Source organism: Sphingomonas carotinifaciens (genome assembly GCF_009789535.1).
GTDB classification, from domain to species: Bacteria; Pseudomonadota; Alphaproteobacteria; order Sphingomonadales; family Sphingomonadaceae; genus Sphingomonas; species Sphingomonas carotinifaciens.
In genome coordinates, this window is the sequence record NZ_WSUT01000005.1 from 466,455 (window position 1) to 488,753 (window position 22,299).

The 22,299-nt window shown below is 68.1% G+C and carries 15 protein-coding genes and 1 tRNA gene; 6 read left to right on the plus strand and 10 right to left on the minus strand.

Going from position 1 to position 22,299, the window contains the following annotated elements:
- Positions 1-5: 5 nt before the first annotated feature.
- The 4 genes from GQR91_RS04135 to GQR91_RS04150 all read left to right on the plus strand — a co-directional run bounded on the left by GQR91_RS04135 (position 6) and on the right by GQR91_RS04150 (position 5,779).
- Positions 6-1,316, plus strand: coding sequence for a dicarboxylate/amino acid:cation symporter (locus tag GQR91_RS04135; protein ID WP_375781594.1), 1,311 nt, complete (start codon positions 6-8; stop codon positions 1,314-1,316).
- 74 nt (positions 1,317-1,390) lie between these two features.
- Positions 1,391-3,499 carry a transglycosylase domain-containing protein gene (locus tag GQR91_RS04140; protein ID WP_149681273.1) on the plus strand — a complete coding sequence of 703 codons (2,109 nt, stop codon included), beginning with the start codon at positions 1,391-1,393 and terminating at the stop codon, positions 3,497-3,499.
- 361 nt (positions 3,500-3,860) lie between these two features.
- A complete protein-coding gene (locus GQR91_RS04145) occupies positions 3,861-4,862 on the plus strand; it encodes a threonine aldolase family protein (RefSeq protein WP_149681489.1) in 1,002 nt (333 codons plus the stop codon).
- Positions 4,859-5,779, plus strand: a complete 921-nt coding sequence (locus GQR91_RS04150) for a DMT family transporter (protein WP_112381609.1) — start codon at positions 4,859-4,861, stop codon at positions 5,777-5,779. The genes GQR91_RS04145 and GQR91_RS04150 overlap by 4 nt, the downstream gene beginning before the upstream one ends.
- Here the strand turns inward: GQR91_RS04150 and GQR91_RS04155 are convergent.
- The 3 genes from GQR91_RS04155 to GQR91_RS04165 form a co-directional block, all read right to left on the minus strand.
- Positions 5,689-6,498: a Rossmann-fold NAD(P)-binding domain-containing protein gene (locus GQR91_RS04155; RefSeq protein WP_149681490.1), complete on the minus strand. Its 810-nt coding sequence runs from the start codon at positions 6,496-6,498 to the stop codon at positions 5,689-5,691. The two genes, GQR91_RS04150 and GQR91_RS04155, sit on opposite strands and share 91 nt — an antisense overlap.
- A 34-nt stretch (positions 6,499-6,532) precedes the next feature.
- Positions 6,533-8,164, minus strand: coding sequence for a M28 family peptidase (locus GQR91_RS04160; RefSeq protein ID WP_149681274.1), 1,632 nt, complete (start codon positions 8,162-8,164; stop codon positions 6,533-6,535).
- A gap of 65 nt (positions 8,165-8,229) precedes the next feature.
- Positions 8,230-9,084, minus strand: a complete 855-nt coding sequence (locus GQR91_RS04165; protein ID WP_149681275.1) for an MBL fold metallo-hydrolase — start codon at positions 9,082-9,084, stop codon at positions 8,230-8,232.
- A 530-nt stretch (positions 9,085-9,614) separates the two neighbouring features.
- On the opposite strand from GQR91_RS04165, the gene pepN reads away from it, so the two are divergent.
- Entirely contained in the window at positions 9,615-12,206 is a 2,592-nt protein-coding gene (gene pepN / locus GQR91_RS04170) for an aminopeptidase N (RefSeq protein WP_149681276.1), read from the plus strand.
- Between the two features lie 66 nt (positions 12,207-12,272).
- On the opposite strand, the gene GQR91_RS04175 is transcribed toward pepN, so the two are convergent.
- From GQR91_RS04175 to GQR91_RS04205, 7 genes are all read right to left on the minus strand, one after another.
- A complete protein-coding gene (locus tag GQR91_RS04175; RefSeq protein WP_149681277.1) occupies positions 12,273-12,644 on the minus strand; it encodes a tRNA-binding protein in 372 nt (123 codons plus the stop codon).
- Positions 12,644-13,315 carry a glutathione S-transferase family protein gene (locus GQR91_RS04180; protein WP_112381614.1) on the minus strand — a complete coding sequence of 224 codons (672 nt, stop codon included), beginning with the start codon at positions 13,313-13,315 and terminating at the stop codon, positions 12,644-12,646. Before GQR91_RS04180 ends, GQR91_RS04175 begins: the two co-directional genes overlap by 1 nt.
- Before the next feature lie 38 nt (positions 13,316-13,353).
- Complete coding sequence (gene gltB, locus GQR91_RS04185; RefSeq protein ID WP_149681278.1) at positions 13,354-17,865, minus strand: glutamate synthase large subunit; 4,512 nt, start codon at positions 17,863-17,865, stop codon at positions 13,354-13,356.
- Positions 17,865-18,455, minus strand: coding sequence for a DUF2059 domain-containing protein (locus GQR91_RS19880; protein WP_149681279.1), 591 nt, complete (start codon positions 18,453-18,455; stop codon positions 17,865-17,867). The genes gltB and GQR91_RS19880 overlap by 1 nt, the downstream gene beginning before the upstream one ends.
- Positions 18,452-19,894 (minus strand): NAD(P)-dependent oxidoreductase, encoded by a 1,443-nt coding sequence (locus tag GQR91_RS04195; protein ID WP_149681280.1) that lies wholly within the window; start codon positions 19,892-19,894, stop codon positions 18,452-18,454. The genes GQR91_RS19880 and GQR91_RS04195 overlap by 4 nt, the downstream gene beginning before the upstream one ends.
- Positions 19,895-20,048: 154 nt before the next feature.
- Positions 20,049-20,849 (minus strand): undecaprenyl-diphosphate phosphatase, encoded by an 801-nt coding sequence (locus GQR91_RS04200; RefSeq protein ID WP_174236583.1) that lies wholly within the window; start codon positions 20,847-20,849, stop codon positions 20,049-20,051.
- A 26-nt stretch (positions 20,850-20,875) separates the two neighbouring features.
- Complete coding sequence (locus GQR91_RS04205) at positions 20,876-21,811, minus strand: complex I NDUFA9 subunit family protein (protein WP_149681282.1); 936 nt, start codon at positions 21,809-21,811, stop codon at positions 20,876-20,878.
- A 107-nt stretch (positions 21,812-21,918) separates the two neighbouring features.
- Between GQR91_RS04205 and GQR91_RS04210 the strand changes: the two genes are divergently transcribed.
- Positions 21,919-22,005, plus strand: a tRNA-Leu gene (locus GQR91_RS04210).
- Positions 22,006-22,299: the final 294 nt, after the last annotated feature.

The following is a 22,299-nucleotide window of genomic DNA, read 5'->3' on the forward strand; positions in this document are numbered from 1 at the left end:
TCGCCATGCACTACATTGCCGCGATGAAGATCCGCTTCTCCTTCGGGGCACAGGTGTTCGTCGGCATGGCCGCCGGCCTGATGCTCGGCCTTCTCGCGCGCCAGTCGAACCTCACCGGCCTGGCCGAGGCGCTTCGCATCGTCGGGGAAAGCTTCGTCCAGCTGCTCAAGGTGCTGGTCGTGCCGCTGGTCTTTACCGCGATCGTCGCGTCGATCGCGGCGCTGCGCAATCTCAACAATGCCGCGCGGCTCGTCGCCTCCACCTTTATCTGGTTCGCCATCACCGCGCTGATCGCGGTCACCATCGGCCTTGCCCTCGGCACCATCCTCGAACCCGGCCTCCACGCCGGCGTCGCCCCCGCGACCGCCACCCGCCCCGACACCGCGGGCTCCTGGCTCGATTTCCTGCGCGGCCTGATTCCCGCCAATATTCTGGGTCTGTCCGCCGCCACCAAGGTGCCCGACACCGGCGGTTTCGCGACCGCCCTGTCCTTCAACATCCTCCAGATCATCGTCATGGCCGTCGCCATCGGCGTCGCCGCGGTGCGGGTGGGCGAGGCGGGCAACGCCTTTCTGTCGTTCAACGCCTCCGCGCTGGCCATCTTCCGCCGCATCCTCACCTGGGTGATCCGCCTCACCCCGATCGGCTCGGGCGCGCTGCTCGGCAACGCCATCGTCCGCTATGGCTGGCAATCGCTGTCGGCGCTGGGCAGCTTCGCGTTTGCCGTCTATCTCGGCCTCGCCCTCGTCCTCTTCGTCGTCTACCCCCTCCTCCTCCTCGCCAACGGCCTCTCCCCCCGCCGCTTCTTCGCCGCCGCCTGGCCCGCCATCCAGCTCGGCTTCGTCTCGCGCTCCTCGATCGCCACCCTTCCCGTCACCGAGGATGCCGTCGAACGCCGCCTCGGCGTGCCCCGCGCCTATTCGGCCTTTGCCGTGCCCTTTGCCGCGACCACCAAGATGGACGGATGCGCCGCGATCTACCCGGCGATCTCCGCGCTGTTCGTCGCGCAATATTACGGCCTTGCCCTCCATGCGACCGATTACCTGCTGATCGTCGCGGTTTCCGTGCTCGGCTCGGCCGCGACCGCGGGGCTGACCGGCGCGGTGGTGATGCTGACGCTGACGCTCTCCACCCTTGGCCTGCCGCTGGAGGGAGCCGGCCTCCTGCTCGCCATCGACCCGATCCTCGACATGGGCCGCACCGCGATCAACGTCGCGGGGCAGGCGCTGGTCCCGACGCTGGTCGCCAAGCGTGCCGGCCTGCTGGCGGACGCGCCCACGCAGGACGTCTTGCCCGAGGCCGCCCCCGCGGCGTAAAAGGCGCATGAGCTTGCCAGCGGTGCGTTGCCAAGGTAATACACGCGAGTGGCCGACCGCCGGAACCCCAAGTCATGCGCCCCGATCCCTTCAATCCCAACGATCCTTTCCGGGGCGAGCGTCCGCCACCCGATCGCCCGTTCGAACCGATCGGCGACGCCAGCCCCTATTATGACGAGAATGACGAACGCTGGTCCTTCGGCCCGGTGGACGAGCCCGCGCGTCGCCGCCGCCCCGCTTGGGGCAAGTGGCTGGTGCGCGGGCTCGGCGCCGGCATCGTCCTGCTCGTCGTCGCGATCATCTGGCTGGCGGTCACCGCGCCCCTTTCGCGCTCGCTGCAACCGCCCACCCCGCCCTCGATCACGCTGACCGACGATGACGGCCAGCCGATCGCCCGGCGCGGCGCGATCATCGGCAAGCCCGTCGATGCCGCCACCCTGCCCCCGCATGTGCGCGAGGCGTTCATGGCGATCGAGGACCGGCGTTTCTATTCGCACTGGGGCATAGACCCGCGCGGCATCCTGCGCGCGCTGGTCCACAATCTCGGCTCGGGCGGCGTGCGCGAGGGCGGCAGCACGATCACGCAGCAGCTCGCCAAGAACGCCTTCCTCGATTCCGACCGCACCGCCGGGCGCAAGATCCGCGAGGCGATGATCGCCTTCTGGCTGGAGGCGTGGCTGACCAAGGACGAGATCCTGTCGCGCTATCTGTCCAACGTCTATTTCGGCGATAACGTCTACGGCATCGACGCGGCGGCGAAGCATTATTTCGGCCGCACGCCAAAGACGCTCAACATCGGTCAGGCCGCGATGCTCGCCGGGCTGGTCAAGGCGCCCTCGCGCCTCGCCCCCACCAGCAACCTTGCCGGCGCGCGCAAGCGGCAGGCGGTGGTCGTCGCCGCGATGGAGGATGCCGGCTTCCTCACCAAGGCGGAGGCCGATGCCGTCCGCCCGCAACGCGTGCTGGCGCAGCGCCCCGAAACCCTGCCCAGCGGCACCTATTTCGCCGACTGGGTGCTGCCCGAGGCGCGCGATCAGGCCGGCGAGATCAAGACCGAGGCGACCGTCAGGACCACGCTCGACCGCCGCCTCCAGCGCCTGGCCGAGCGCACCGTGCGCCGCGCCGGACTGCGTCAGGCGCAGGTCGCGCTGGTCGCGATGCGCCCCGATGGCCGCGTCGTCGCGATGGTCGGCGGCAAGGATTACGCCAAGAGCCCGTTCAACCGCGCCACCCAGGCGCGCCGCCAGCCGGGCTCCGCCTTCAAGCTGTTCGTCTATCTCGCCGCGCTCCGCTCCGGCCTGACCCCGGATTCGACCGTCGAGGATCGCCCCGTCGACATCGCCGGGTGGAAGCCGCGCAACAGCGACGGCCGCTATCTCGGCGACATCACGCTGCGTCAGGCGTTCGCGCGGTCGTCCAACGTCGCGGCGGCACGCCTGACGCAACAGGTCGGCGTCCGCGCGGTCATCAAGGCGGCCCGCGATCTCGGCATCTCCACCCCGATCGCCAACGAGGCGACGATCGGCCTCGGCACCTCCACCGTCTCGCTCCTCGAACTCACCGCCGCCTATGCCGCGATCGCCAACGAAAGCTATCCGGTCCAACCCCGCGGCCTCGCCGATGTCCGCGACAAGAGCTGGTACCAGTCGCTGACCGATCGTCCCCAGGGTTTCTCCGCCAGCGTGCATGACGGGATGCTCGACCTGCTCGGCTCCTCGATCCGCAGCGGCACGGGGCGCGAGGCGCTGCTGACCGTCGACGCATATGGCAAGACCGGCACGACGCAGGATGCGCGCGACGCGCTGTTCGTTGGCTTCGCGCGCGATCTGGTGGTCGGCGTCTGGGTCGGCAACGACGACAACACCCCCAATCCCGGCCTGTCCGGCGGCGGCGTGCCGGCGCGGATCTGGCGCGACTTCATGCAATCCGCGCTCGACATCGCCCCCGTTCCCGCCCCGGTCGTGGAAGAGGCGGTCGACGAAAACGTCATCGACGCCAACGTGATGGAAAGCGGTGACCCGGTCGGTGACCTGATCCAGGGCATGGGCGTCGACATGCGGCTGGGCGAGGACGGCTCGCTGATCGTCGGCCCCACCCGCGGCCGCCGCGACGAGGAACGCGGCCCACCCCCCGAAGACCGCCGCCCCCGCGACGGGCCGGAAGAACCGGACGAGGATTTCTAGAGGTCGGCTGAAGCCCTTTCCCTTCCGGAGAGAGGGGAACCGCGCTGTCGAGCGACGATGTCGCCACCGTCGCCCGGGCGCATGCAGTAGCCATCTGCAGCATCTACAAGGTTCACGCCGCGGCGGTCGATCTCGACCGGTGATACCGACCAAGCCGATGATCGCGCTGCTCCACCCGCTTCTCTATACCGGCGTGGCGCTGTGGCTGCACACCGATCTAGGCAGCCGGCTGTGCCGGGGCATATTCTCGCGGTCGAGCCTCAAGGATGCGGCCGGCGCTGAAACGGTTGATCGTGGTCGCACCCTGACGCATCGCGGACAGCCGTTGACGCCCCCGCGCCTCGCGCCCAAGGCGCTGCGCATGCGCTTCTTTTCCGACAACGCCGCCCGCATCCATCCCAAGGTTCTCGACGCGATCGTCGCCGCCGACACGCTGGACACCGCCTATGACGGCGATCGCTGGTCGCAAGGCTTGGACGCACGGCTTTCCGCGCTGTTCGATACCACGGTGGAGGTGTTGTGGGTGCCCACCGGCACCGCCGCCAACTGCCTCGCGCTGGCCAGCCTCTGCCCGCCTTATGGCGGCGTCGTCTGCCACCGCGACGCGCATATCCAGAATGACGAGGGCGGCGCCCCCGAATTCTACACCCATGGCGCCAAGCTGATGCTGGCCGATGGCGAGGGTGCCAAGCTGACGCCGGCCACCATCGCCCATCTGCTGGATGCGATCCCGGCGCATGTTCACAGCGTCCAGCCGCACGCCGTATCGATTACCAACGCCACCGAATATGGTCGCGTCTACACGCCGGACGAGGTCGCCGCGATCGGCGAACTTGCCCGGAGCCGCAACCTCGCGCTCCACATGGACGGTGCCCGTTTCGCCAATGCGGTCGCCGGCACCGGCGCGCACCCTGCCGACCTGACCTGGCGCGCGGGTGTCGATGCGCTGTCCTTCGGCTTCGTCAAGAATGGCGGGATGAGTGCGGAGGCCCTGGTCTTCTTCACCCCCGGCCATGCCGATGCCGCGCGCCGCCGCCGCAAGCGGGCCGGGCTGCTCTTTTCCAAGGGCCGCTATCTCGCCGCGCAGATCCTGGCGATGGTCGAGGACGATCTGTGGATCGCCAACGGCGCTGCCGCCAACGCGCATGCCGCGCGCCTCGCCGCCGCCGCCGGCGACCGGCTGGTCCATCCGGTCGAGGCCAACGAGGTCTTCCTGCGCATGACCCCGGACGAGGCCGCGGCGCTCCGGGCGCAAGGCTTCGACTTCTACGACTGGGCGGCGGGCGAGATTCGCCTCGTCACCGCCTGGGACAGCGACGAGGACGCCGTCGCCCGCCTCGCCGACGCGATTGCCCTCCTGTGAGCGAATTCGACCACCGCCCGCAATCGACCAAGGCAGCGATCCTCGTCCCCTTTGCGATCGTCACGCTGATCTGGGGATCGACCTGGCTGGTCATCCGCGATCAACTGGGCGTGGTGCCGCCCTCCTGGTCGGTCAGCTACCGCTTCCTCGTCGCCGGGCTCGCCATGGCCGCCTATGCGAAGTTTCGCGGCGAAAGCTTCCGGCTGGGCGCCGGCGGGCTGCTGTTCGCGCTCGCCATCGGCGTGTTCCAGTTCGTGATGAACTTCAACTTCGTCTACCGCGCCGAACAGTTCATCACCTCCGGCCTCGTCGCCGTCGTCTTCGCGATGCTGCTCGTCCCCAACGCCCTGTTCGCGCGCGTCTTCCTCGGACAGCGCCTCGGCGGACAGCTCATCGCCGGCTCCGCCGTCGCCATGGCCGGCGCCGCCCTCCTCTTCGTGCACGAGGCGCGCGTCGATCCCGCCGGCCCCGCCAACGCCCTTGCCGGCATCGGCTTCACCGCCCTCGCCATCCTCGCCGCCTCCACCGCCAACGTCATGCAGGCGACCCGCACCGCGAAACGCTATCCGATGCACAGCGTCCTTGCCGTGGCGATGCTCTCGGGCGCCGGCATGGATGCCCTGCTCGCCTATGCGCTGGCCGGACCACCCAGTTTCGAGTGGCGCGCCGGCTATGTCGCCGGCATCGTCTATCTCGGCCTCGCCGCTTCCGCGCTCGCCTTTCCGCTCTATTACCGCGTGCTGCGCGTCATCGGCCCGGCCAAGGCGGCCTATTCCAGCGTCATCGTCCCCGTCATCGCGATGCTGCTGTCGACGCTGTTCGAGGGCTATCGCTGGTCGCCGCTCGCCGCCGCCGGGGCCGCCGTCACCGGGCTGGGGCTGGTCATCGCGCTCAGCGCGCGCAGGCCCAACCGGTAATCGGGAAAGCGCAAGGTCCAGCCCAGCACCCGCTTCGCCTTGCCGTTCGCCACCCGCCGGTTCTCCGCATAAAAACCACGCGCCATCGGCGACAGGCTGTCCAGGGATACGACCGGCGGCGGCGGCAGGCCAATCAGCGACGCGGCGAACGCCACCACATCGTCCTGCGGGCATGGGACATCGTCGGCCAGGTTGTACGCCCCGGCCGGCGCATCGAACCCAGCGATCACGCCCGCCACGATGTCGTCGGCATGCACCCGGCTGAACACCTGGGTGGCCAGCCCGATGCGGTGCGCCCGCCCCGAACGCACCCGGTCGATCGGCGAGCGGCCCGGCCCATAGATGCCGGGCAGGCGGAACACCCGCGCGCCCCGCGCCAGCCACGCCGCATCCGCCTGCGCGCGCGCCACCCGCCGCCCGCCGCCGGTCGGTGCGCTCTCATCAACCCACGCGCCCCCGGCATCGCCGTAGACGCCGGTGGAGGACAGATAGCCCAGCCAGCCGCGCCCCAGCCACGCACCGTACCGGTCCAGCACCGGATCGCGTTCGTCCGCCGGCGGCACCGAGGACAGCACATGCGTCGCCGACGCCAGCGCCGCGACCACCGCCGCGTCGTCGTCGAAGCGGATCGTGCCGTCCCGCCCGTCGCGCGTCGTGCCCGTCACCTGCCAGCCGGCACGGGTCAGCCGCGCCGCCAGTGCCGACGCGACATAGCCCATGCCGAAGACCAGAAGCCGGCTCACCCGATGCGCCTTACTTGGCCGCCATCGGCCCCTTGTAGAGCGTGCCGAAATAGTCGCCCTTGTTCCACACCGGCCGCGCATCGCCATCCGCGATCTCGCGCGCGATGGCATAGTTCACGCCCACGAAGCGCGGCCCCTGGCTCCAGTCGATCGGCAGGCTCAGATCATCGGACGGCCGGTGATAGTTGGTCGACATGAACGTTTTCACCGCCGCGGCGCCCGGCCCCTTCTGGCCCGGCCACAGGAAGACCGAAGGGATGCCCTTCTGGACGAAGCGGAAATGGTCGGAGCGCACGAAGATGCCCTCTTCCGGCATCGGATCGGGCGACAGCGGCAGGCCGAGCGCCCCCACCGCCTTGCGCACGATCGGCCCCAGCGTCGAGCGCTCGGCGCCGAACACGATCATGTCCTCGAACGTGTAGGTCAGGATCGGCATGTCCAGGTTCACGTCCGCCACGATCGACGCCAGGGGCACGGTCGGGTTGTTCGCGAAATAGTCGGACCCGACCAGCCCCTTCTCCTCTGCGGTCACCGCCAGGAACATTACGCTGCGCCGCGGCGGCTTGCCGCTTTCCTTGAAGCGCTTGGCTTCCTCGATCAGGCTGGCGATGCCGATCGCATTGTCCAGCGCGCCATTGTTGATCCGGTCGCCGTCGCCGCCCTCGTTGACGCCGATATGGTCCAGATGCGCGGACAGCACGACCACCTGGTCCTTCAGCTTGGGATCGCTGCCCGGAATCATGCCGATGACGTTGCTGCTCGGCATCGGCGTCGCGCTGGTCTTCAGCGCGACGGTCAGCGTGCCCCTGGCCGCCACCGGCCGGTAGCGCGGGGTTTCTGCCGCCGCGGCCTTCACCACCGCATCCCAGTCCTTGCCGAACAGCCTGGCCGCGCCCGCCGCGCTCAGCGTTCCCAGGATCGGCGTGCCCGGCGTCGGATTATGGACGGTGCCGTCGGCATTGGCCCAGCCCACGCGCGGCCGATCATAGCTGCCTGCCAGCAGGTTGAACGGCCGCTGCCGCCCGCCGCCACCCGGCATGTCGAGCTGGATCGCACCCACCGCACCGCGCGCGGCGGCCAGTGCGGCCTTGTTCGCCGCGCTGCCGAAGAAGGCGCGCTCCTCGCCGCCCAGCCCTGCGGGCGTGCCGGGGACGAACGCCACGATCTTGCCGCGCACGTCGACGCCCTTGAAGTCGTTCTGGCCATATTGCGGCGCATCGATGCCATAGCCGACGAAGACGACCGGCGCCGACAGGCTGGTCTCCGCCTGCCCCGGCACCGGCGACGGCGCATAATCCTCGCCGAAGGTCAGCGTCACCGGCTGCCCCCCGCGCGCCGTCCAGACGAAGCTTCCCTGATCGGCCGCCTTGTAGCTGACCAGCGGCACCTTTTGCAGATAGCCGCCGGCATCGCCCGCCGGCTTCAGCCCGGCCGCATAGAATTGCGATGCGACATATTGCGCCGCGATGTCATATTCGGGGCTTCCCGCCTCGCGCCCCTTCATCGCGTCGGAGGCCAGGAACATGACATGCGCGCGCATGGCCGCCTGGTCGGCCGGCAGTTCGGGGATGGCGGGCGTGGTTTGGGCGGACACGGCGGCGGACAGGGCAAGCAGCGAAACGAGCGCGACACGACGGAACATGCAGGGTCCTTCGGAACAGACTGTTGCACGCACCTAAAGCACATCGCACCCGATCGAAACAGCACTCAAAGCGGCTTTCCCGCCTGCGCGCGGGCCAGTTCCACCGGATCATGCGTGCACGTCACCGTCACCACGTCCGCCTGCTCGATCGACAACGCGCGCAGCCGCGCCTGATTGTCCATCCGGCTGCGCGCATCCACCTCCATCAGCCGCTGATAGGCGCGCAGACCCGGCGTGCACCGCCGCCGCGCGCTCCGCATCTCCCCGCGATAGAAATAGGCATCCCCTGCGTGCAGCAGCCAGCGGCCACCCGGCTGCGCCACCGCCACCCCGGCATGTCCCCAGGTATGTCCGGGCAGCGGCACCATCAGTATCTCGGGCGGCAGGCCCTTCAGGTCGCGCACCGCCTCGAAGCCGAACCAGCCGTCTCCCTGCGGACCGTATAGCTGCCAGTCGCGCACGCCGTCGATCTGGCTCGGCCGCCACCGCGCCTGCGCCACCACGCCCGCACGCGGGCCCGTCGCGTCGCTATATTCGCGCGCCATCACATGCACCGCGGCATTCGGAAAATCCTCCAGCCCGCCGGCATGGTCGAAATCCAGGTGCGTCACCACGATGTGCCGCACATCCTGCGCCCGGTATCCCAGCGCCTCGACCTGCCGGATCGCCGTTTCCCGCTCGCGCAGCCGGATGTTCAGCATCGCCCGCCACGTCCGCGTGATCCGCGGCGAGGGCGAGGCATGCGGCCGCGCCACGTCGCGCAAACCATAGCCGGTATCGACCAGCACCAGCCCATGCGCATCCGTCTCGATCAACAGACAATGGCAAACCAGATGCCCGAGCACGCCGTGGCTGCACCCGTCGAACAACGCGCCGCCCACCGGGCAATCGGTGCCGCAGTTCAGATGATGGATCCGCATCCGCTACTCCTTCCGCCCGCCAACGTGCAGCGCCCGGGGAGGGTCCGGCAAAACCACTCGACACCAACCTGAATCATGATGATTTTCATAACCTTACCCTCTCCCCTCCAGGGAGAGGGAGGGGCCCGCCGCAAAGCGGTGGGAGGGTGAGGGGTCGCCAAGCAGCGCAGCACTGCTGGTCAACCCCTCACCCTTCCCACTGCCTGACGGCAGCGGGCCCCTTCCAGCATCAGGTCGCCCATGCCCCCGGCATGGGCTGAACAGCGCGGGGCGCTGTTCACCTGATGCTCCCCGAAGGGGCGAGGGAACACACGCCGCTGTCCTACAAACCCCGAATCCGCTACCATCCACGCCATGCGCACCCGGCCCCAGACCCGGCCTTTCCCCCCAGCGCCCGATTGCAAAAACGGTAAGTGGACACAGGAGGGGGGTGTAGTGTCCACTTCCAGCCGCCCCGCCCGGCCATGTCGCCGAAAATGCCCCGAATCACCCCACTGACGCCGCCGCCGCTTGCCCCTATATTGCGGCCCATGGACATGCAGCACAGCGCCGCCACCCCGTCGGTCATCCACCGCGCGGATTACCGCCCGCCCGCCTGGCGCGTGCCCGAACTGGCGCTGGATTTCGATCTCGACCCGGCCGCCACACGCGTCCGCGCCACGCTGTCGGTGGAACGCGGCGGCGCGCACGGCGAACCGCTGCGTCTGGATGGCGAGGGGCTGACCCCGCTGGCGGTCCGTGTCGACGGCGTCGCGGTCAACGACTGGTGGATGGAGGGCGAGCGGCTCGTCGTGCCGCTTGCCGGCGACGCGCACCGCGTCGAGACGGAGGTGGAGATCGCGCCCGATCGCAACACCCAGTTGATGGGCCTCTACGCGTCCGGCGGCAATCTGTGCACCCAGTGCGAGGCGGAGGGGTTTCGCCGCATCACCTTCTTTCCCGATCGCCCCGACGTCCTCACCGTCTACCGGGTGCGGATGACCGCGGACGCCCGGCGCTTTCCCGTCCTGCTGTCGAACGGCGATCCCGTTGGCCAAGGCGAGCTGCCGGACGGCCGCCACTGGGCCGAATGGCACGATCCCTTTCCCAAGCCGTCCTATCTGTTCGCGCTGGTCGCGGGCGATCTGGCGGTCAATCGCGGCACCTTCACCACCCGTTCGGGGCGCGTGGTGCAACTCGGCATCTGGGTTCGCGCCGCCGACCTGCCCAAGACCGATCATGCGCTCCACGCGCTCAAACTGTCGATGGCGTGGGACGAGCGCGTCTATGGCCGCGAATATGATCTCGACGTGTTCAACATCGTCGCGGTCGACGATTTCAACTTCGGCGCGATGGAGAACAAGGGGCTGAACATCTTCAACAGCCGCTACATCCTCGCCGATCCCGATACCGCGACCGATTACGACTATGACGCGATCGCCGCCGTCGTCGCGCACGAATATTTCCACAACTGGTCGGGCAACCGCATCACCTGCCGCGACTGGTTCCAATTGTCGCTGAAGGAAGGTTTCACCGTCTATCGCGACCAGGGCTTCTCCGCCGATCAGGGCTCGCCCGCGGTCAAGCGGATCGAGGATGTGCGCGGGCTTCGCGCCAGCCAGTTTCCCGAGGATTCGGGCCCTCTCGCCCATCCGGTCCGCCCCGAGGCCTATCTGGAAATCTCGAACTTCTACACCGCCACCATCTACAACAAGGGCGCCGAGCTGATCCGGATGATGGCGACCATCCTGGGGCCCCAGTCCTTCCGCGCCGCCACCGACCTGTATTTCGACCGCTTCGACGGGACGGCCGCCACCTGCGAGGATTTCGTGGCCTGCATGGAGGAAGCGGGCGGCATCGACCTGTCGCAATTCCGCCTGTGGTACAGCCAAGCCGGCACCCCGCGCGTCTCCGCCAGCCTTGAGCATCAGGCCGGCGGCGGCCGCGCCACGCTGCGCCTCGCCCAGCATGTGCCCCCCACCCCCGGCCAGCCGGTCAAGCAATCCATGGTGCTGCCGCTGCGCCTGCGCCTGTTCGGCGCGCAAACCGGCCAGCCGCTGACCGACGAACAGCTCGTCCTGCTCGACCAGCCCAGCAAGACCATCGTCTTCGAAACCGTGGCCGAGCGGCCGGTGCTGTCGATCAATCGCGGCTTCTCCGCCCCGGTGGTGGTGGAAAGCGACCGCTCGCCCGCCGACCTCGCCTTCCTGTCCGCGCATGACGACGACCCCTTCGCCCGGTACGAGGCGATGCAGCAACTGATGCTCGACACCCTCGTCGCCGGCGCGCTCGGCGATGCGGCCGATCATCAGGGCGTGGTCGATGCGGTCGCGCGCACCCTCGACGGCCCCGATCTTGACTGGGCGTTCCTGGCGGAGGCGGTGCTGATCCCCTCCGAAAACTTTGTCGGCGACCAGTTGGCGGTGGTCGATCCGCAAGGAATTCATACCGCGCGCGAGGCGCTTCGCCAGGCCCTCGGCACCGCGCTCGCCGATCGCTGGCGTGCGCTCTACGACCAGACCGGACAGGGCGCCTACACCTATTCGCCGGAGGCCAAGGGCAAGCGCCGGCTGCGCGGCGTCGCGCTCGGCTATATCGCCGCCAGCGGCGCCCCCGACGCCGCCGACCTCGCCTTCCGCCAGTTCGAGGCGGCCGACAACATGACCGACCGGCAAAGCGCGCTCAGCACGCTGGTCAATCTTGGTGGCCCGGCGTGCCAGGCGGCCCTCGACCGCTTCTACACGCGCTATGCCGGCAACGCGCTCGTGCTCGACAAATGGTTCCAGACGCAGGCGCTGTCCTCACGCGACGATACCGGTGCGGTGGTCGCGGCGCTTGCCCGCCATCCGGACTTCACCCTCGCCAATCCCAACCGCGCCCGCGCGCTGATCGGCGCGTTCGGCGTCAACCAGCGTGCCTTCAACGCCGCCGACGGCTCGGGCTATCGCTTCCTCGCCGACCAGCTGATCGCGCTCGACCGCCTCAACCCGCAGACCGCCGCCAAGCTGCTCCCCCCGCTCGGCCGCTGGCGCCGCTTCGACGCCGCCCGCGCCGACCTCATGCGCGCCGAGCTGCAACGCATCGTCGCGGTCCCCGGCCTGTCCCGCGATCTCTACGAGCAGGCCAGCAAGTCATTGGAGTAAGCTAAAAACCTTCGTTCGCCCTGAGCGAAGGCGAAGGGCAAGCACAACGCCGTCGGCTTCCCTCGCTCAGAACAACCGTCCGCCATCGGGCACCGGCTCGCTCGGGCGCGCCAGCACCACCTTGCCGTCCGCGTCCGGAAAGCCCAGCGTCAACACCTCGGACATCATCGGCCCGATCTGCCGCGGCGGGAAGTTCACCACCGCCGCCACCTGGGTACCGACCAGGCTATCCACCGGATGATGCTCGGTGATCTGCGCGGACGACCGCTTGATCCCGATGGCGGGGCCGAAGTCGATGGTCAGCTTGATCGCCGGCTTGCGCGCTTCGGGAAACGGCTCCGCGGCGACGACCGTCCCCACCCGGATATCGACCTTCAGGAAAGCGTCGAACCCGATGGTCTCCGCGGCTGCCGCCGCCGGATCATGCGATACGTGCATCAGAAGTCCACATTGTCATAATGGGCCGGCGGCCCGATCAACTCCATCCGCTCGGACAGCAGCGGACGGAAGGAGGGCCGGCTCTTCAGCCCGCGATACCAGCGCGCGGTCTGCTCATGCCCCTTCCAGTCGATCCCGCCCAGATAGTCCGCCACCGAAATCTGCGCCGCCGCCGCCAGATCGGCCAGGCTCAGCGTCGCGCCCCCCAGCCAGTTGCGATGGTCGAGCAGATAGTCGGTATAATCGAGATGCCCGACCGCGGCCTTCATCGCCTCGCGCAGCGCCCGGCCATCGGGGCTGCCCACCTTGGCGACGCGCTTCACCATCCGCTCGTGCAGCAGCGGCCCGGTCACGTCGCGGTAGAAATGCGTGTCGAACCACGTCACCAGCCGGCGGATCTCGGCGCGGTTCACCGCGGTGCCGTTGATCATCGCGGCCTTTTCGACGGTTTCCTCGAAATACTCGCAGATCGCCATCGAATCGATCAGCAGCATGCCGCGCTGGTTGTCGACCATCACCGGCGTCTGGCCGGCAGGGTTCATGTCCAGGAATTCATCCCGCCGCAGCCAGGGCGATTCGCGCACCAGCTCGTATCCCACGCCCTTCTCGCCCAGCAGGAGGCGCACCTTGCGCGAGAAGGGACACAGGGGAAATTGAAAGAGCTGCCACATGGCCCTCACCTAAGCGCCAGTGGCAGCCCTCGCCAAGCCTATTCCGCGGCTTCCAGTGCCACGCTGTCGTCGAGCGGATGGGCCAGCCGGGTCAGCATCTCCTTGGGCACCACCTGCCAGAACTTGCCCGCGACCCGGTCCCAGTCATCCAGCAGCCCCTTGGACCAGCGGCTGTCGGTCGCCTTGGCATGCTGTTCGACCAGATCGCGCAGCACGCCCTCCCAGTGTTCGGATGCCAGGCGCTGCCACACGATATTCTCCGGATTGGCCCGCGCTGCAAAGCGGTCCTCGGCGTCGTAGATGAACGCCATGCCGCCGGTCATGCCCGCACCGAAGTTCGCGCCGACCGCGCCCAGCACCACCGCGATGCCGTTGGTCATGTATTCGCAGCCATTCGCGCCGCAGCCCTCGACCACCACGGTCGCGCCGGAATTGCGCACCGCAAAGCGCTCGCCCGCCTGCCCGGCGGCGAACAGCCGGCCGGAGGTCGCGCCGTACAGCACGGTGTTGCCGATGATCGTGTTGTCCTGGCTGGCGAGCGGCGACGATACCGCCGGCCGCACGATGATCGTGCCCCCGGACAGGCCCTTGCCGACATAGTCGTTGGCGTCGCCGAATACCTCCAGCGTGATGCCCTTGCACAGGAACGCGCCCAGCGACTGGCCCGCGCTTCCGCGCAGCCGGATCGTGACGTGCCCGTCCGCCAGCTTGCTCATGCCGAAGGTGCGGGTGATCTCGCTCGACAGGCGCGTGCCCACCGCCCGGTGCGTGTTGCGCACCGAATAGGTCAGCTGCATCTTCTCGCCACGGCTGAACACCGCGGACGCATCCTTGATGATCTGCGCGTCCAGGCTGTCCGGCACGTCGTTGCGGAAGGTGTTGAGCGAGAAGCGCCGTTCCGCATCGGTCGCATCGACCTTGGCGAGGATCGGGTTCAGGTCCAGGTCGTCCAGATGTTCCGCGCCGCGGCTCACCTGCCGCAGGAACTCGGTGCGCCCGATCACCTCGTCCAGGCTCCTGCAGCCCAGCCTTGCCAGGATATCGCGCACCTCCTCGGCGATGAAGGTCATCAGGTTGATGACCTTTTCCGGCGTGCCGGTGAACTTGGCGCGCAGCCGCTCGTCCTGCACACACACGCCCACCGGGCAGGTGTTCGAATGGCACTGGCGCACCATGATGCATCCCATCGCCACGAGGCTCAGCGTGCCGATGCCGAACTCCTCGGCACCCAGGATCGCCGCGATCACGATGTCGCGCCCGGTCTTCAGGCCGCCATCGGCCCGCAAGCGGATGCGCCCGCGCAGCCCGTTCAGCGTCAGCGTCTGGTTGACCTCCGACAGGCCCATTTCCCACGGCGTGCCGGCGTACTTGATGCTGGTCTGTGGGCTCGCACCCGTGCCCCCGACATGGCCGGATACCAGGATAACGTCGGCATGCGCCTTCGCCACGCCCGCCGCCACCGTGCCGATACCGGCCGACGAGACCAGCTTCACGCAGACCCGCGCCCGCGGGTTGATCTGCTTGCAGTCGTAGATGAGCTGCGCGAGATCCTCGATCGAATAGATGTCGTGATGCGGCGGCGGCGAGATCAGCGTCACGCCCGGCGTCGCATGGCGCAACTTGGCGATGAACTCGGTCACCTTGAAGCCGGGCAGCTGCCCGCCCTCGCCGGGCTTGGCACCCTGCGCGACCTTGATCTCGATCTCCTCGCACGCGTTCAGATATTCGGCGGTGACGCCGAACCGCCCGGACGCGATCTGCTTGATCGTCGAATTGGCGTTGTCGCCATTGTCGTAGGGCGTGTAGCGGCTCTTGTCCTCGCCGCCCTCGCCCGACACCGCCTTGGCGCCAATGCGGTTCATCGCGATCGCCAGCGTCTCGTGCGCCTCCGGGCTCAGCGCGCCCAGCGACATGCCCGGCGTCACGAAGCGCTTGCGGATCTCGGTGATCGCCTCGACCTGATCGACCGGCACCCCTTCACCGGGGAAGTTGAACTGCAACAGATCGCGCAGGTAGACGGGCGGCAGATCCGCCACCCCGCGCGAAAATTGCAGATAGGTCGAATAGCTGTCGGTGCTGACCGCGGTCTGGAGCAGGTGCATCAGCTGCGCGGAATAGGCGTGCGTCTCGCCCGAATGACGCTGGCGATAGAAGCCGCCGATCGGCAGCGTCGCCACCGCGGCATCCCACGCCGCCTCGTGCCGCACCAGCGCGCTGTAATGCAGCGACGCATAGCCCTCGCCCGAGATCTTGGCGGGCATGCCGGGGAACAGGTCGTTGACCAGCGCGCGGGACAGCCCCACCGCCTCGAAATTGTAGCCGCCGCGATAGCTGGAGATCACCGCGATCCCCATCTTCGACATGATCTTGAGCAGGCCTTCCTCGATCGCGGTGCGATGCCGCGTCAGGCAGTCCTCGATCGACAGGTCGCCGAACAGCCCGCGGCCATGGCGATCGACGATCGCGGCCTCGGCCAGATAGGCGTTCACCGTCGTCGCGCCGACCCCGATCAGCACCGCATAATAATGCGTGTCCAGGCATTCGGCCGAACGCACGTTGATCGATGCATAGGAGCGCAGGCCCCGGCGAACGAGATGCGTGTGCACCGCCGCCGCCGCCAGCACACCCGCGATCGCGACACGGTCCTCCGACACATGCTCGTCGGTCAGGAACAGTTCGGACCGGCCCTCGCGCACCGCCTGCTCGGCCTGGTTGCGGATGCGCTGGATCGCGGCACGCAGTTTTTCGGGGCCGCCATCGGCCTCGAACGTGCAGTCGATCTCGGCGGCCGAGCGTCCGAAATGCGCGCGCAGCCGCTGCCAGTCGGCACCGGTCAGCACCGGGCTGTCCAGCACCAGCACGCGCTCGCGCTGGTCGCGCACGTCCAGGATGTTGGCAAGGTTCCCGAACCGCGTCTTCAGCGACATGACGTAACGTTCGCGAAGCGGGTCGATCGGCGGGTTCGTCACCTGGCTGAAATTCTGCCGGAAGAACTGGCTGATCAGGCGCGGCTTGTCGGAAATGACCGCCAGCGGCGTGTCGTCGCCCATCGATCCGATGGCTTCCTTGCCGCCCTCGACCATGGGCGACAGGATCAGCTCCATATCCTCCAGCGTCTGGCCGGCCGCCACCTGGCGGCGCGCCAGATCGGCCCGGCCGTAGCGCATCAGCGCATCCTCCCCGGCCGCCGGCAGGTCGTCCACCGTCAGGAACTCGCCGATCATCGCGGCATAATCCTGCTCGCCCGCGATCCGGTCCTTGATCGCGCGGTCGTGGAACAGCTTGCCCTCGGCCAGGTCGACCGCGATCATCTGCCCCGGCCCCAGCCGCCCCTTGGCAACAACCGTCGCCTCCGGCACCACGACCATGCCGCTTTCCGATCCGACGATCAGCAGCCCGTCGGCGGTCTGCGTATAGCGCAGCGGGCGCAGCGCGTTGCGGTCCATGCCGGCCACCGCCCAGCGGCCGTCGGTCATGGCGAGCGCCGCCGGGCCGTCCCACGGCTCCATCACGCTCGCCAGATACTGGTACATCGCGGCATGATCGCCGGGCACGTCGGCATCCGCCTGCCACGCTTCCGGCACCAGCATCAGCTTGGCGGTGGGCGCGTCACGCCCCGACCGGCAGATCGTCTCGAACACCGCGTCCAGCGCGGCGGTGTCGGACGCACCCGCCGGAATCACCGGCTTGATGTCCTCCGAATTGTCGCCGAACGCGATCGAGGCCATCCGGATTTCGTGGCTGAGCATCCAGTTCTTGTTGCCGCGGATCGTGTTCACCTCGCCGTTGTGCGCGAGGCAGCGGAACGGCTGCGCCAGCCACCATTGCGGAAAGGTGTTGGTGGAATAACGCTGGTGGAAGATCGCGACGCGGCTTTCGAACCGCTGGTCGGTCAGGTCGGGATAGAAGACCGACAGGCTTTCCGCCAGGAACAGGCCCTTGTAGATGATCGACCGGCACGACAGCGAACAGATGTAGAAGCCGCTGATCTGCGCGGCGATCACCCGCTTCTCGATGCGCCGGCGGACGAGATACAGGTTCTTCTCGAACTCGGCGGCGTCCACCTCGTCGGGCATCGGCCCGGCGATCATGATCTGCTCGATCTCGGGGCGCGTCGCCTGCGCCTTCATGCCGATGACGGACACGTCGACCGGCACCTGGCGCCAGCCATAGATGGTGTAGCCCGCCTCGATGATCGCCGATTCGACGATCGTCCGGCACGTCTCCTGCGCGCCCAGATCGGTGCGCGGCAGGAAGATCATGCCCACCGCCAGCCGGTTCGGCCGCACCTTGTGCCCCGATGCCGCCACCGCGTCGTCGAAGAAGCGGATCGGCAGGTCCAGATGGATGCCGGCGCCGTCGCCGGTCTTGCCGTCCGCATCCACCGCGCCGCGGTGCCACACCGCCTTCAGCGCATCGACCGCCGACTGCACCACGCGGCGCGACGCGCGCCCGTCGGTCGCCGCGACCAGGCCGACGCCGCAGGCATCGCCTTCGAACTCGGGCCGGTACATGCCATGTTCGGCAAGATAGGTGCGCTGGTCGGTCATCACTTCTTGTCCTGCTGGATCTTCGCCATGTCCTTGGCGAACGCTGCCACGTCCTGCTGAACCCGTTCCATCGACCGGGCCATCATCTGCCGCTGCCATGCCGCCACGTCCGGATCGCTCATCAGGGTGGACGCTTCGCGCATATAGACCTGCCCCGTCGGCGTTTCGAAGAACGTGCGAAGGTCACCGAGCTGTGCGACGGTGAAGCGCCGGGCATAGGCGCGGCTCATCGCCTCCACCATGCTGGGCAGGTCCGCCTCCAACATCGCCATCGTCTTCTCGTTCTGGCGCGTCATGAAGGTGTCGAACGTGGCACGGGCGCGCTGGTCGCGACCGATCGCGTCCGCAAAGACGGGCGCCTGCATCATGCCCTGACGGATATTGGTCAGCATCGGGTCGAGCAGCGACCGGATCATCGCGGCGCGCGTGGCGGGGGGCATGATCAGGTCGATCACCTGCCGCGCCGCGGCCAGTCGCGCGGGTTCGATCGGCGCGGCGGCGGTCGCGGGCGGGGTCGCCTGTTGTGCGAGCGCCGCGGCTGGCATCGCCAGCGCCAGCGTCAGCGCCGAGCCATATGCGATGCGCCTCACGCCGCTTGCCTTTCGTTCTTGGCCTTGTTCTTCAGCCACTTGTGCATCGCGCTCGCCACGTCGCGGCCGTCGCGGATCGCCCACACCACCAGGCTGGCCCCGCGCACGATGTCGCCGGCGGCAAACACGCCGTCCAGGCTGGTCATCAGCGTGCGGCTGTCGACCAGCACGGTGCCCCAGCGGCTGACGCCCAGTTCGGGCGCGCCGAACAGGCCGGGCAGGTCCTCGGCGTCGAAGCCGAGCGCCTTGATGACCATGTCCGCCTCCAGCGCGAACTCGCCGCCCGGATCGACCTCGGGCGAGCGCCGGCCGCTGGCATCCGCCGCCCCCAGCCGCATCCGGTTGGCGCGCACGGCATGCACCGCCTCGCCGCCCTCGAAGCCCAGCGGCGCGGACAGCCAGACGAACTCGGCGCCTTCCTCCTCGGCATTGGCGACTTCACGCTGGCTGCCCGGCATGTTCGCGCGGTCGCGGCGGTACAGGCACTTCACGCTCTTGGCGCCCTGGCGGATGGCGGTACGCACGCAGTCCATCGCGGTGTCGCCGCCGCCGATCACCACCACATTCTTGCCCGCCGCATCCAGCCGGCCGTCCTCGAACGCCTCGACCGTGTCGCCAAAGCCCTTGCGGTTCGATGCGGTCAGGTAATCCAGCGCCGCGATCACGCCCTCGGCGGCGGCACCGTCCACATCGACGTTGCGCGCCTTGTATACCCCCGTCGCGATCAGGATCGCGTCATGACGCTGGCGAAGCTCGTCCAGCCTGGCATCCTCGCCGACCGAAAAGCCCTCGTGAAACACGATGCCGCCCGCCTTCAGCCGCTCGACGCGGCGCATCACCACGGGCTTCTCCAGCTTGAACCCCGGAATGCCGTAGGTCAGCAGCCCGCCGGCCCGGTCGTGCCGGTCGTACACATGCACGTCATAGCCGTATCCGCGCAGATATTCCGCCGCGCTCAACCCGGCCGGCCCCGCGCCGATCACGCCCACGGACAGTCCGCGTGCCGGCCCCGGCACCAGCGGCTCGACCCAGCCCTCTTCCCAGGCGGTGTCCGTGATGAACTTCTCGACCGACCCGATCGTGACCGCGCCGTGACCGGAGAATTCGATCACGCAATTCCCCTCGCACAGCCGGTCCTGCGGACAGATGCGCCCGCAGATTTCCGGCATGGTCGAGGTCGCGTTGGAAAGCTCATAGGCTTCGCGCAGCCGCCCCTCGGCGGTCAGGCGCAGCCAGTCGGGAATGTGATTGTGCAGCGGACAATGCACCGAGCAATAGGGCACGCCGCACTGCGAACAGCGCCCCGCCTGATCTTCGGCGGCCGCCACGGCATAGCGCCCTGCGATCTCCTGAAAATCTTCCGCACGATGGGTCGCGTCCCGCTTGGCTGGATAAGCCTGCTCGCGTCCCACGAACTTCAACATAGATTCGTTCGCCATACCCGCCTCCGAAGACGCGGATATTGCGCACACGCTGCCTTGTCACTCGCAAAACAGCATTTGAGACAGCATTGCTGTCTATAATAGATGCGATAGGCGACTCAGTTGCGGGTCGCTCGCAACTGAGTCGCCTATATTAGGTCCGGTTTAAACCTTACCGCATCGACAGGGCGATCAGGGCCACCGCACCCGCCGCGATTCGGTACCAGGCAAAGGGGGCAAAGCCGTGCTTGGTCACCACCGCCAGGAATGCCTTCACCACCGCCAGCGCCACCACGAACGACACCACGAAACCGACCGCGATCAGTTGCAGGTCGCCGCTGGTGATCGCGTCGTGATGCTTGGCCATCTGCAGAACGGTGGCACCGGTCAGCGTCGGCAGCGCCAGGAAGAAGCTGAACTCGGCCGCCGTCTGCCGCTCGATGCCCAGCGCCATAGCGCCCATGATCGTCGCGCCCGAACGGCTGACGCCGGGGATCATCGCGATGCACTGGACAAGGCCGATGCTGGCCGACTGGCCCACCGACACCGCCGCGATCCCGCCGGACTGTTTGGGCCGCGCCAGCCGCTCGATGACGAGGATGCCGATGCCGCCGACGATCAGCGCCCAGGCGACCACCGTGGCATTCTCCAGCAGCGTCTCGATCTGGTCGTTGAACGCCAGTCCCAGCGCCACCGCCGGCACGAAGGCGATCAACAGGTTGCGCACAAAGGCGATCGACTCGCGCGACCCGCGCATCAGCCCCTGCAACACCGCCCAGAAGGTACGCCAGTACAGCACCACGATCGCCAGGATCGCCCCCGGCTGAATCGCGATGTTGAACACCGCCCAGCGCTGCGGATCATAGCCGAGCAGTTCGGTGGCCAGCACGAGGTGGCCGGTTGAGGATACGGGCAGGAATTCGGTCACCCCCTCGACGATGCCGAGGAGGATGGCGATGAGGATTTCGGACAAAAGCGTGTCTCCCGGGGGGATATGGATCAGGCGGCGATCGTCTTCAGGCGCCGGCCGAAGCGGCCCTGACGACGGAAGCGTACCAGCCATTCGGGGGCGACCGCTTCCAGCGGACGGGGCGCGATGCCGAATGCGGCAAAGCCTTCGGCGCCATCGCTCACCACATTGTCGGTCTGCAGCATGCGCCACTGGTCGCGGGTGATCGGGCTGCCGGGCAGGCTGGCGAGCATCGAGCCCACGCTGTCCGGCAGTTCCACGATCGATGGCGAGCGGCCCAGCGCCTCGGCGATCCACCGGATCAGCGCACCCATGCTGATGATGTCGGGCCCGCCCAGTTCATAGATATGTCCGCCATGCGTGCCGGGATCGGCGACCGCGGCCACGATCGCCTCGGCCACGTCCGCGACGAATACTGGCTGGAACCGCGTCGGCGCGCGCAGTACCGGCACCACCGGCGCCTTGGCGACCATGCCGGCGAACCGGTTCACGAACTGGTCCTCGCGCCCGAACACGATCGAGGGGCGCATGATCGTCGCACCGGGGAAGGCGGCCCGCACCGCGGCCTCTCCCTCGCCCTTGCTGCGCGCATAGCCCGATTCGGCCTGTGGGTTCGCACCGATCGCCGACACCTGCACCAGCGCCTCGACGCCCGCGTTTCGCGCCGCCTCTGCCACGATCCGCGCGCCCTCGATATGGTAGCGCTGGAAATCGCCCGCCAGCACGCCGACCAGATTCACCACCGCATCCGCACCCGCCACCGCGCGCGCGATCGTCTCGGGTCGCGAAACGTCGGCGGCGATGAACTGCGTCTGCCCCAGCCCGCCCTGCGGCTTCAGGAAAAAGGCCCCGCGTGGATCGCGCTGCGCGATCCGTACCCGTGCCCCGGCCCTCAACAGGGCCTGCGCGACGTACCGGCCGACAAAGCCTCCACCGCCGATCAGCGTCACCAGCTTGTTCTTCATGCCATTCACCCGCGAAAGAGAAAAAAAGTGCGTGCCGCCCCTTTGCCGTTCACTTCCCCCGTTGACAAGGCATCCAAACCCACCCTAAAGGCGCGGCCCTACCCCGTGCCCAGATGGCGGAATTGGTAGACGCACCAGCTTCAGGTGCTGGCGATCGCAAGGTCGTGGAGGTTCGAGTCCTCTTCTGGGCACCATTTTCCACCCATGGTGGAAATGCAGTTTGCGGCGGATCGGATGATCCAGGTGGCAAACTCTTGGCGTCATGCTTGGTCATGGCCGCATGCAGCAATCGACAATTTGGACAAGGTCGCGACTGATCGCTGTGTGACGCGTGGCGATGTTTGGCGCGTCCACAAAGTCTGTGCGGCGTCATTGCCCCGTAAAAGGCTCATCAGGCGTCTTTACCCCTTTTCGCACTGCGAGGATGCCGAACCGCCCGATCTGCGCGTGAGGCCCCTGAAAAGCAAAAGGGAGCGGCGTCCGGACGA